The organism is Bradyrhizobium sp. HKCCYLR20261, assembly GCF_051168435.1.
In the GTDB taxonomy this organism is placed as follows: domain Bacteria; phylum Pseudomonadota; class Alphaproteobacteria; order Rhizobiales; family Xanthobacteraceae; genus Bradyrhizobium.
Map to the genome: position 1 here is coordinate 16,426 of NZ_JBNPUZ010000011.1, position 11,894 is coordinate 28,319.

Annotated in this window: 10 protein-coding genes; 5 read left to right on the plus strand and 5 right to left on the minus strand. The window is 66.0% G+C overall.

The window, feature by feature from the left end:
• Positions 1-93 precede the first annotated feature (93 nt).
• The gene (locus ACQR1L_RS23300; RefSeq protein WP_434860261.1) at positions 94-282 is read left to right on the plus strand and encodes a hypothetical protein; all 189 of its coding nucleotides are present in this window, start codon (positions 94-96) and stop codon (positions 280-282) included.
• 22 nt (positions 283-304) lie between these two features.
• On the opposite strand, the gene ACQR1L_RS23305 is transcribed toward ACQR1L_RS23300, so the two are convergent.
• From ACQR1L_RS23305 to ACQR1L_RS23320, 4 genes are all read right to left on the minus strand, one after another.
• Positions 305-937: a hypothetical protein gene (locus ACQR1L_RS23305; protein WP_434860262.1), complete on the minus strand. Its 633-nt coding sequence runs from the start codon at positions 935-937 to the stop codon at positions 305-307.
• Positions 938-1,000: 63 nt separating this feature from the next.
• The gene (locus ACQR1L_RS23310; protein ID WP_434860263.1) at positions 1,001-1,750 is read right to left on the minus strand and encodes a metallophosphoesterase family protein; all 750 of its coding nucleotides are present in this window, start codon (positions 1,748-1,750) and stop codon (positions 1,001-1,003) included.
• Positions 1,751-1,797: 47 nt separating this feature from the next.
• Positions 1,798-2,082, minus strand: coding sequence for a hypothetical protein (locus ACQR1L_RS23315; protein ID WP_434860264.1), 285 nt, complete (start codon positions 2,080-2,082; stop codon positions 1,798-1,800).
• A gap of 64 nt (positions 2,083-2,146) precedes the next feature.
• Positions 2,147-3,595 carry a glycosyltransferase family 4 protein gene (locus ACQR1L_RS23320; protein ID WP_434860265.1) on the minus strand — a complete coding sequence of 483 codons (1,449 nt, stop codon included), beginning with the start codon at positions 3,593-3,595 and terminating at the stop codon, positions 2,147-2,149.
• A 238-nt stretch (positions 3,596-3,833) separates the two neighbouring features.
• On the opposite strand from ACQR1L_RS23320, the gene ACQR1L_RS23325 reads away from it, so the two are divergent.
• The 3 genes from ACQR1L_RS23325 to ACQR1L_RS23335 are packed head-to-tail and all read left to right on the plus strand — an operon-like array spanning position 3,834 to position 9,669.
• Positions 3,834-4,772: a hypothetical protein gene (locus ACQR1L_RS23325; RefSeq protein WP_434860266.1), complete on the plus strand. Its 939-nt coding sequence runs from the start codon at positions 3,834-3,836 to the stop codon at positions 4,770-4,772.
• A gap of 38 nt (positions 4,773-4,810) precedes the next feature.
• Positions 4,811-7,294: a glycosyltransferase gene (locus tag ACQR1L_RS23330; RefSeq protein WP_434860267.1), complete on the plus strand. Its 2,484-nt coding sequence runs from the start codon at positions 4,811-4,813 to the stop codon at positions 7,292-7,294.
• A complete protein-coding gene (locus ACQR1L_RS23335; protein ID WP_434860268.1) occupies positions 7,291-9,669 on the plus strand; it encodes a glycosyltransferase in 2,379 nt (792 codons plus the stop codon). The genes ACQR1L_RS23330 and ACQR1L_RS23335 overlap by 4 nt, the downstream gene beginning before the upstream one ends.
• A 93-nt stretch (positions 9,670-9,762) precedes the next feature.
• Here ACQR1L_RS23335 and ACQR1L_RS23340 read toward each other — a convergent pair whose 3' ends face one another.
• Entirely contained in the window at positions 9,763-10,734 is a 972-nt protein-coding gene (locus ACQR1L_RS23340) for a Hint domain-containing protein (RefSeq protein WP_434860269.1), read from the minus strand.
• Between the two features lie 141 nt (positions 10,735-10,875).
• Here ACQR1L_RS23340 and ACQR1L_RS23345 point away from each other — a divergent pair, with 141 nt between their 5' ends.
• A complete protein-coding gene (locus ACQR1L_RS23345) occupies positions 10,876-11,889 on the plus strand; it encodes a helix-turn-helix domain-containing protein (protein WP_434860270.1) in 1,014 nt (337 codons plus the stop codon).
• The last annotated feature ends 5 nt before the right edge of the window (positions 11,890-11,894 follow it).

Here is an 11,894-nt window from a genome sequence, read left to right on the forward strand (position 1 = left end):
TCATGTGTTTGTTCGAGGCTGCCGGTAAATCATTGAACATGACGTCTACTATTAGTTGCCTTTCAGACTTGGGATAAGAATTGGGATAACAACATGAAGCTTAGTGACATGAACTCTTTGGACGACGCCCATGACGATCAGGGCGGACTGCGCGGATCCGGTTTCCACCTGCAGCAACGAATCGCTGTCCTGATGGACGAGAACGAGAAGCTGCGGCGCATTGCGTCGGAACTCGCCAGTCACAACGGCCGTATTCGCAGGTCGAACCTTCGTCCGAACTGAGGTCGGACGACAAGCGCTTCCCTCAGCGCAGCAGCGGCAGCAGATCGGGCCGCGTCTCGGCGACGGCGCCGATCAGAAGTGTACGGCCGGCGTTCGATCCATCGCGATAGGCCTCCGAAATCTCCGCGGGAAGACGGGTTGATCTCACCCCTTCCCGCTGCAGCAGGAGCATCGTCACGTCGGTGCGGATCAGATCGGCGAGTTCGCGGTCGTCCAGCTTCTTCAGCCGCGTCGCGACACGCAATCGTTCGCCCGCAATGGTTCCAGACGCTGACGACGTGAAGTAGACCATCTTCATGCTCTCGGCGATCCCGCCGTCTTCGGCCTCCGCGCGCTGCAGCAGCGCCACGCGCCGAAGCCACAGGCCCGGCTGCAGCGGCTGCGTGCTCAGCGCGCGAGCGATCGATTGCTGGGCATGCTCGAGACGGAACACCAAGCCGGCGCGATCGTCGCTCGCAGCCGTCAAAGCGGCGTCGGCCGCCCTGGCCGTCGCGGCGGCGTCCGGCGCGGCGTCGAGCACCGCGAGCGCGTCGGACGGCACCGAGCCTCGGGCCGGAAGCGCGACGAGGTTGCGGGATGCGAGGCCCAGCCAGGCATTTCCAGCTGACGCAGCCAGCACCGCGAGCAGCACCAGGGCCAGGCCGGCGCGCAGCATCTGCCCGCGGACGGTCCGCCATACGAAGCGCTTGGCGTTGCTGGCAACGACCGGCACGGCGAACTACACGGATCGGCCGACATAGCGAATGTCGATCTCGTGCCCGCGAATGATGAGCACGGCTAGGCGACCGGTCGCATAGGCGCCGACATCGATGTTGATGCGATGGTCGCGAATGTCGGGCTCGCGAACCGGCGTGTGACCATGCACCACCACCTTGCCGAAATCCTCGGCGCTGCTGAGGAACGGCTCGCGGATCCACATCATGTCGTCCTCGCTCTGCTGCGACAGCGCAACGCCTGGGCGCACGCCGGCATGGACGAAGAAGAAGTCGCCGCAGGTGAAGGATGGACGCAACGCCGCAAGAAACTCGCCATGCGCCCGCGGCAAGGCCTGCGCCAGCGATCGGCGCAGCGATCCGGCATCGACATTCGTACGAGGCACGAGAACGTCGTAGGACATCAGCGTGGTCGATCCACCCAGCCGAAGCCAGTCGGCGACGAGATCGTCACGATGCAGCACGTCGCTCAGGATCGCCTCGTGATTTCCGCGGACGAACGCGCTCGGATGACGGCCGGCGCGCGCGATCAGCAGATCGAGCGTGCGGCGCGAATCGGGACCACGATCGATGTAGTCCCCGAGGAAGACATGGATGGCGCGTGCGGGACGGCAGCGAGCGATGTCCTCGTCGATCAATGCGAAGGCGTCGGCCAGGAGACCAGCACAGCCGTGGATGTCACCGATGGCATAGAGCGTGAGGCCGTCCGGAATCCGCGCGCGTTGATCGACGCGCGACAACAGACGGCTAAACATGCGAGGCCACCGGCGGGCCGATCATCAAAACGTGCCGCAGGTTCGGGTCAGCGGTACCAGCCCGTATAGGCGCCCCAGTATCCGGGACCACCATAGGGACCGTAGGCGCCGTACAGCGCCATGCAGGAGTAGCGATCCGGGCAGCCCCAATGCCGGTGACGGATGGGACGCGAATAGACCTCGCGCTCGGTCACGACCTTCACATACCGAGCCTCGCGCCGGGGGATCGGCGCATCGGCGGCAGATGCGGCCGTCACGCCGGCGATGCCGAACAACGCCCAGATGGCCAAGCCACACGCGAGCGACTGGCGAATGGAAGCGCGAAACGGCATCTGGTCCTCCTTGACGAGCGGGGCTCTGCTCTCATCGAACGTTAACATAACACTATCCGGAAATCTAACTCCGCGGCGGCCGGAGCGGCGCAGCCTGGTCCGCGCGGGTGGCGGGCGCAGCACGCCGCCGCCCCGACTTGACGCGCTTTGCTGCGAGGGCCACTCCGCCGGACCGCTTGCCGCTCTTGGCGGGAGCCTGCTCCGACTTCTCCGCGGCTGCCGCGCCGCCCGACTTGCCGCGACGTTCCCACGAGGGCAACACACGGCCGGGCCAGAAGCGGCGCGATGGCGGCGGCGGCGGCTCCGCCGTCAGCAGCCCGCGCATCCGCGGCACGCAGACACGCTCCGCGTCGAAGTTCTCGATCACATGGCGCCTGGCCGCATCGCGCATCGGCTGCATGCGTTCGCGATCCTTGAGCGCTGCCGACACCCGGTCGGCAAGCTCATCGACGGCGTGGAACGGCACCAGGATTCCGTTCTCGCCATGCTGCAACACCTCGCGCACGGGTGCAGTATCGGAGCCGATCACCACGCAACCGGCGCTCATCGCCTCCAGCATCGACCACGACAGGACGAAGGGATAGGTCAGATAGACGTGCGCGGAGGACAACTGCAGGGTCGCCAGGAAGGCCTCATAGGGCACACGCCCGAGAAAATGCACGCGGGAGAGATCGAGCTGTGGCCTGACCTCGTTCAGGAAGATCGTCTTCCAATTGGTGCCGGGAGGCGGCGCCAATCCGTAGGAAAGACCGTCGCCGCCGATGATCACGACATGAGCCTTCGGTCGCCGCGCCAGGATCTTCGGCAAGGCGCGCATGAAGATGTGATAGCCGCGCAGAGGTTCCAGATTGCGCGCAACGAAGGTGACGACCTCGTGGCTTCGATTCAGCTCGCGTCCGTCGGGCAGGCGCAGGCGCGCGAGCGGATTCGGCTTCACCAGCGACGTATCGATCCCCTCGTGGACGATCTCGATCTTGTTCTGATACTGCGTCGGGAACGTCGAATGCTGCCACGACGTCGGCGAAACGCCGATGTCGCAATCCGCCAGCGCGAGCAGCGTCGTCGCGTTCTTCAGGTGAAGACCGATGTGGCCATCCAGGCCCGGTGTCGGAAACTCCGGATCGAAGCCGAGATCGCGTCCTTCCGCGCCATAGAAGAACTCGCAATAGAGAATGATGCGGGCCTTTGGAAACATCGTCCGTAGCGGCAACGTCTCGCCCCATCCGGGATGAGCGAGGATCACGTCGGGCGCGAAACCGGAAGCTGCCAGACTCGACAGGCTGTAGAGCACCTGCTCGGCCCGGCGGCATTCGAGGTCGAAGCGCCGAGCGAACGGATGCGTCGTCGAGACATCCGCTCCGGCGAGCGCGTATTTGAGCAGCCGCACGGACGGAAGCATCTGCGCATTCGCAGCGCCGATCGCGACGAGCTCGTTGCCTGGCTCCTTGGCGAGCGCCATCGCGAGGTTGCGATACTGCGCCGGAAAGTTGTTGTGTACGAACAGAACTTTCATCGGGCCGCCTCCACGCGAGCGCGCCCGATCCAAAAGCAGAGTCGTCGCTGGAGTCCTGCAATCACCTGCAAAAACGAATGCCCAAATATTTCGCCCGCACCTTCACTATAACGAACATTTCCAGGCGCGAAGTGTGAAGTATGTGATATTATGCAATACGGTAAAGCAGCATGGTGGATTTGTCATGCTGATCGGACGCTGCGTGAAATCGAGATATTCGCACGAGCGGGAGTAAAAAATGAATCGCGGCACAGACCTTGACCAGCAGAAAGTCGTCCAGCTCGACCGGGGCCTGTTCTTCGTCAGCTACAAGAGCGCCGAGGATGTCGCGGCGCCGCCTCGTGTGATGGTTTCCCCGGCGCCGGGTCACGAGCGCCGCATCGAGCTGGTTCTGCATCCGGACGCCGACGAAGCCGTGCTCTGGCAGCCGAACTCGTCGCTGGTCGTGCGCGTCGAAGCGCCGGCGACTCTCATCGTCCAGGTTCTGCCGATGCGCCACGGCGGCTCGCGGGCCGCGGCCGTCCGCATCGAGCCGATCACTCCGGGCAGCCCGCCGACGCTGACACGCACGGCCGCGGCCTATGCGCCGACGGCGCCGTCTCCCGCGCTGACGCAGGATGTGGGTCCGGGATTGCGCATCCTGGCCCATGTTGCGGGTATCGGCGATGTCATGGTCGGCCAGAATGCCTGGATCGCGGGCCCGTCGGCGCCTTCGCGCGTCGAAGGCATCATGCTCGACTGGCCCGACATGCCGCCGGGCGTGGACATCCGCTATGCGGTTCAGTTCGCCAACGCGCCGGCCGGCAATAGCAAGATGGTGCCGCTGGGGACCTTCGCGGGAACCCGGGGCCGCGCGCTGCCGATCACGGGCATCGTGCTCGAGATGCACGGCGCCAATGATCTTCAGTTCGCGGCCGAAGCCGTGTTCCTCAGCGCCCCGACGCTGCGGGCCGTCGGCCGCCGGGTCGTTCTGTCGGGTCCGACAGGACGCGAGCCGCTCGTCGGACTGCGCATCAATGTCGAGAGCACCCAGCCGGCCGAGGACGCCGTGCCGATGGCTCCCGAGCCCGCCAAGGTAAGCCGTAAGGAGGCATCGTCCGGCCGCGTCCGCGTGTTCCGCAGCCGGCCGCGCCAGGACGTTCCCGCGACGGGATCAGCACGCTCGTCTCATCCATGATCTCTGGGACTTCAGCCTGACGGCTAAAGGTTATCGTCATGGACGGGGCCATTTCCGAGCTGGCGAAGCCAGCTCGGCATCATTTGCGCCTGGAGCGTCTGGCCGCGAAGGCGCTTGCGGCCGAGGACTACGCTTCGGCGTTCAAACATGCCGACCGGCGCTGCCGGATCGATCCGCCGGCGCCGGCGCATTGCTTCGTGCTGCGCGCAGAGGCCGCCTGGCGCCTGGGCCAGCGCGATACGGCCCTCGCGGATCTTGCCAGAGCGCTCGCGATTGCCCCTCATGACATCGGCGCCAACCGGCGGTTGCTGGCCTGGGCCGATGACGACGGCAGACGCCAGGCGGCCCGAGAGCTGCTCGCGTCCGATACCGGCCACGCCAGCCTGCGTTCGGCCATGGCCATCCTGCGGGATGGCGGCGAAACCTGCTGGGCGGCGCTGTCGATCTACGATTCGGAGATCGTCGGCTGGGTGGCCTGGAGCGGCGATGCCGAGCTCGAGGCCCGCCTCACCACCGCGGATGGCTCACTCACCAGCCTCCTCGAGGCGGACCCCTTTCATCCCCTGGCGACTGGCAGGATCCAGGCAACCGCGGTCCGCCTGCGTCGGCCGAATGCGGCCTCGGCGCAAACCCTGACGCTGCGGCTCGATGGGCGCATCTTCCGAACGTACCGGCTGCCGCCGATTGCCAGCAGACCTGTCCTTGCCCGCCCCTCCGATCCGCCCGTTGCTCGGCAGGACCGGGGCATTCCGACCGTCATCGTTCCCGTCTATGGCGACGCCGATGCAACCATCGCCTGCCTGGACAGCCTCTGTCGCGCGCGCGCCATGGGCACCCAGCGCGGGGCCGGATCGCCGTTCCAGATCCTGGTGGTGGACGATGGAAGCCCGGAACCCGCGCTCAAGGCTCACCTGCAGGCGCTGGCGGCCCTCCAGGAGATCTCCCTGCTCGTGAATTCGACCAACCAGGGCTTCATCGGCGCGGTCAACCGCGCCCTGGCGAAAACCCAGGAAGGGGATGTGGTGCTGCTGAACGCGGACACCGTCGTGCCGCCGGGCTTCGTCGAGCGCCTCGCCGCCACAGCGTACTCCGCCCCGGACATCGGAACGGTCACACCGCTCTCCAACAACGGCGAATTCTTCTCGTTTCCGCGGCCGGACACGCCGAATCCCATGCCGGACGAGCAAGAGATCGGCGCACGGGACAAGGCCGCGGAGCAGGCCAATGCAGCGGCGGCCGTGGACATGCCGAGCGGCATCGGCTTCTGCCTCTACATCAAGCGATCCGTGCTGGACCGCATCGGCCTCTTGTCCGAGAATTTTCAGCGCGGCTATCTCGAAGACGTCGATTTCTGCCTCCGCGCCCGCGCCGCCGGCTTCCGCAACGTGTGCGCACCATCCGTCTATGTCGGGCACCACGGCTCGCTGTCGTTTCAAATGAGCAAGCGCGCGTTGGTGCTGCGCAATTTCGACATTCTGGATCGGCGTTTCCCGAGCTATCGTGACGAGTGCCGCGCCATCGAAGCGGCCGATCCGCTGCAGCCGGTTCGCGCGGCGATGGAGGCCGCCCTTCCGGCCAGAGAACGCAGCCCGGCGCTGCTCGTTGCCGGGCGCGGTGCGCTGCGGCCGATTGCCGAGGCCCGCGCGCGCCATTTGATCAACAGCGGCGAACATGCCGTTTTTCTCAGCCCTCAGCAGGCCAGGCTCAGCTTTCGGCTGGAGGCGGCAGACGGCGACGTCCCGCAATCTCTGTTGCTGCGCTTCGATTCGCCGACCGCCATCGCCGAGGCCGAAGGCGAGATCGCGCGCCTGCGCCCGACACGGATCGAAGCCATTGACCCCGCAATTCCGCCGGCCCTGACGGACATTGCCCGCCGCCTCGGCGTTGCTCTGGACCGCTGGATCACGACGGCTGATGTGCCGGTGCTGCAGGCACACCCTGCTGAGCGGCTTCTGGCGCCCACCCAGGCTGCGCTTCGCTATGCGCAACGGCGCGCAAGCGAAGGCCAGCGGCCCCGACGTGACGAACCTCAGGGGCGCATCACCCAGCTCAACGGATGGTCGGTGCACCCGCTGGCGCTGGTCGATGCAGTCCCCGAACGGCCACGCGCCCTCGTGATCATCCCAACCGGACCGACAAGCCAGGCCTGGCAGGCGGTCCGGACCGTCGCGCATCACATTCGCATGTCAACCAACCCGGTCCCGATCGTGGTCGCCGGCGAGACGCTCGATGACCGGCGCCTGATGTCCTTCCCGAACGTCTTTGTCACAGGCCCGGTCGCCATTGAGGAGTTGCCGGAGCTGCTGGCGCCGCATAATCCTGGCTGGATCCTGACGGATTTTGAAGCGCCCCTGTTCGGTCATCCTCTGATCGAGGCGGCCAGACTGGCGCCGCGACCCGTTGCCTATCGAAACTGGGCAGGCGAAGCGCTCGAAGCGCGCGCAGGTGACCTTGCCCTTCCCGGCACGGACGATGACGAAGCTCTAGCTGCAGCGGTGACCCGCTGGATCGCAACATCATGACCACCTTGCGTAGGCACAACACATCGCGGCGGCCGGCTGCAGCATCCAAGATCGAGGGGCTGGCCGAGACCAGCCGCCTGGCCCTTCTGGCCGACGGGACGCTGGCGGGCTTCGTCCTCGATCCGAACGATCTGGAGCGCCGCTTCACGGTCGAGGTCCTGCTCGACGGCATCGTTGTCGCAACGGCGCATGCCGATCATTTCGTGCCCGAGCTGGCCGGACTGGGACTCCATGACGGCGCCTTCGGTTTCGTCGCGAGCATCCCCGCCGTCAAGCTGGCGGCTGCCAGCCGCGTTGAGGCGAGGCTCGCCAATGTCGGCACGGCGATCGGCCACCCGATCGATCTGACGTCCGTCGAGGACGGCGTCGCGGATCCGCGGCCCAAGGCGCGGCTGCGCTGGCACGGCGGCTTGCGCGTCTCCGGGTGGATCGACAGCCAGACCGAAAGTGTTCTCGAGGTGATGGTCGATGGTGAGGCCGTGGCTCAGGTCCGCGCGGCGATCTGGTCGCGTCTCGACGACCCAGCCGACCCGTCCGGCGGGCGAAATGTGCGCGCCTTCGACCTTCATCTGCCCGAGCGTTTTGCAGACGGGCGCGTCCATCAGCTCACGATGCGCAAGGAGTCCCGGGAGCCGATCCCGGCCAGCACGATGTTCGTCGCCCATCCGGACGGACTGGCCGGCCTGATGGAGCGACTCGGCGAGTTGCCGTCCGAGCGGCTGCGCGGCGAGCTCTACGACCAGATCATCCCATCATCGCTGCCGCTCGCGAGCTACGGCGCCTGGCGCGAGCGCTTCCCGCTGCCGGCGCCCCCCGAAAGCCAGCTGCAGCTCTCTGTCATCATCGTTGGCCAGTCGGGCGCCGAGCGCACGATCGATTCGCTGGAGGCGCAGAGCTATCCGCACTGGACGGCCGGCATCCTGGAAGCACCGGCGCCGGCACTCGATGCCGATGCGTTCGAGGAGTTTCTCGACGAGGTCGCCGCGGATTCCGATGCGATCATCGCGCTCGCCGCAGGCGCTCTGCTGGCCCCGGACGCTCTCGCCCGCATCGCCGCCGCCTTCGATCAACATCCGGACTCGGTCGCCCTGTACGGCGACGTCGACCTCGTCGCCGCCGACGGGCAGGTCTGGCCGCTGGCCTTTCCATCCTTCGACTATGAACGCATGCTCGAGCAGGGCTATTGCGCGCATCTGTTCGCCCTGCGCGCGAACGCAGCGCGTGTCGCGCTGGTGGTCAGGCCGGAGAGCCTCTACCGGCTCTTCAACGCATCGTTCGACGTTCCCGGTCCGGCGGCGGCCGCTCCCGTGCTGCATCTGCCGGGCTCGCTTGGCACGGTCGAGCGTTTCGACGTCGCCGCAGCCAGCCAGCACCTGGCCTCGGCCACACGGCTGCATCTCGAGACCCGCGGCCTGCCGGCAAGGGTGAGCGTCAGTGACGGCGACCTGTTTCCGGCCGTGCGGGTTCGCCGCGAGACCGAGCGGCAGAGCACCACCGTCGTGATCCCGACCCGCGACCAGTTGCCGCTGCTGCGGGCCTGCCTCGACAGCATCGCCCCGGCCGTCGCTCGCGCAAAGGCCGACATTCTCGTGGTCGACAACGACAGCTCGGATCCGGAGACGCTGTCATTCCTGGCCGCGCTGCCCGACCGGGGCATCGCGACCCTGAAGGTCGCCGGCCCGTTCAACTTCGCCCGGCTCAACAATCGCGCCGCCGCGTCCCTCGATAGCGACATCCTCTGCCTGCTCAACAACGACATCGAAGCCAGCGACGATGGCTGGCTGGAGGAGATGCTGACCCGACTGGCCGAGCCGGATGTCGGCGCAGTCGGCGCGGTTCTGACGTGGCCAGGCGGCGTTGTTCAGCACGGCGGTATCGTGCTCGGGACCAATTTCGCTGCAGCGCATGCGTTCACCGACCGGATGGCCGACGATGGCGGCTATCTCGACCTGCTGCGCGTCAGTCACGAATGCAGTGCCGTGACGGCCGCCTGTCTGGTCACGCGACGCAGCGACTATCTCGACCTCGGCGGCATGGACGAGATTCGTTTTCCGGTGGCCTACAACGACGTCGATTATTGCCTGCGGCTTCGCGAGGCCGGCAAGCGGATCGTGCTGACCCCGCACGCAAGGCTGGTCCACGCGGAATCGGCGAGCCGCGGCAAGGACCGCCGCGCCGACCGCCGCGATCGCTATGAGCGCGAGCTGGAAATGCTGCGGGCACGTTGGGGCGAGCATCTGATCGCCGACCCGCTCTACAGCCCGCTGATGTCCCGCAACGGCGTGCCCTATGGCGCACTTGCCTGGCCGCCCGGCGACCGCGAGCCGCGCCTCAACGAGCCGCCGATCGCACGCGACCTGCCGTCCGGCATCTGAGCAAGGCGCCCTCTTTCGCAAAGCGCTCCAAAAAAAAACGGGCGGCGCAGATGGCGCCGCCAGTTCTCATATCTCGAGGCTGGAGCCGGCGGCTCAAGCGGCCGCGCTGTCGTCCTCGGAGCTTGGCACCAGGGCCTGGGCCCGCGCGGCCAGCATCACCCGCGTGGCGACCGGCACCTGACGGTGCGACTTGGCGCGCGGATAGGGCAGCTCGTTGATCGGCTTGCCGTTGGGATAGAGCGCCTCGTGCTCAGCCCAATTGTCGAAATGCAGGCGGTCGATGTTATCGACGAAGGTTTCCGCCGGAGTGTTCTCGGCCAGGATCAGCGAGTGGTCCTCGACCTCGACATGGTAGTAGGTGAACGTCGTCGGCACGTTGGTCTCACGCACGATCGACGTCCCATTCACCAGCGCACCGGCGTGGATCAACGCACCCTCGACCAGGATGGCGTGATCCGGCGAGACCAGCAGGTCGCGCGCCGGCACGTTGTCGCCGAGCGCACCCGCCTTGATGCGGATCGGCAGCACACGCAGCTTGTCGGCAAAGCGCAGCGAGATCGTCTGAACGCCGAGCCAGTCGACCGTCGCGATGCGGCCGTCGTGGGTCAGCACCTGGTCACCGCGCTTCAAAGTCTCGACCGCGGCTTCGCCGTGCGGTGTCCGAACAAGCGTGCCGGCCATGAAGCACAACGAAAAATTCGTAGGGTTCGTGTCGACGTTCTTCAGCGTGCCGTTGTTGCCGTTCAAGTTGCCGGAATAGGGCTTGTCCGTGAGGAAGAAAAGATTGCCGCTCTTGTCCGCGATAATGACGCCGCTCTGTCCCTGGAGCTTGGCCGTTCCGATAAATTCATACTTGGAACTTGTACCGAGCGAGCCACTCGCCGTCTCCGGCACACGGACCGTATCTGAGTGATTCAAAAAGCCGCCGTCGGGGTCGCGAAGCTTCACGCCGTCCGCGACAGGATTCACGCCAGGAGAGCCCGGATTGGCATCTACCAACTTATAGGTGTTACCGTTCTGGATGACAGAGTAAGCGTAACCAAAAGTCTCAGTCGTTGCGGCCATGAAAACACCCCCTACTCGAAATCGGTTGCGGGGATTTGTTATCAATGTGATAAAAACTGAGCAATTAACATACGCACTCCGTAAACGATTTGGTAACAATCTGAGACGAATTGCAAAATCAGCGGCCACCACTTACCTCGTATGGACCTGACTTATTGCGCCGAGACCCCTGTAGAGCCGATCTCCAGCGCGCTTGGTGCTGTGCGCTGGCGTGACGATCTGTTTCCGGTCTTTGATGTTGCTGAGGAGTGCACTGCGGCGCCCGGCGACCAGTTCAGCGTGTGGGCAAGCCAACGTGGAGCGCTGAGCGTGTGCCAGGGTGGACCGCAGGAATGGATTCGCGTCCCACGCTTAGCTAATGGCCGCGCATTCGATCAGATCGGCATTTGCCTCGTTCGCTCGGGCACGCTGAGTGTGGAGGCGCAGGGTGACCGCCGGCCCTGCGCGGCTGGAGGCATCGTTGTGTTCAGCCTTCGCTATCCGTTTCGTCTTCGCTGGGACGATGCGGAAGCGGAGCGGTCCTGCATCACTCTGTGGCTCGCGCAGGCAAGACTGAACGGCGTGTCCGACAACCAGGTGCATGGACGGGTGCTGCCCGCGAGCGCCGCGGTGGCCGTCTTTGGCGCTGCTTTGCAGACGGTCGCCGACGAAGTGGCGCGCACGGGCCCGCAAGCGCTGGACGCCGTGACCGACGGAGTGGCGTGGCTGGCGATCAACCTGCTCTCGACCGAGGGCGGACCGGCGGCCACGCCCCCCTCCGAACTCGCGTCCTTCGTGACGATCCGCAACTACATCGACGCCAATCTCAACGTGCGCGATCTCAACGCAGCCACCCTGGCTCGCGCCTTCGGCCTGTCGCGCGCCTCGCTCTATCGCCTGTTCGAGCCGGTCGGCGGCGTCGCCAGCTACGTCCGCGCCCGCCGTCTCGAGCGCGCGCGTGAAACAATCAAAGAGCCGGGCCTCTCCAACAGAAGAATAGCCCCCGTGGCCTACGGCACCGGCTTCAAGAGCATCGCCTCCTTCAACCGCGCCTACCGCCAGGCCTTCGGCGAAAGCCCGCGGCAGTCCAGAAAGGGAGCGAGGAAAGGACCCGCGGATGGGCGGACCGCGGACCACTTGGGCGTGCTGGCGCGCGGGTTGATCATGATTGGGTAAGCTGC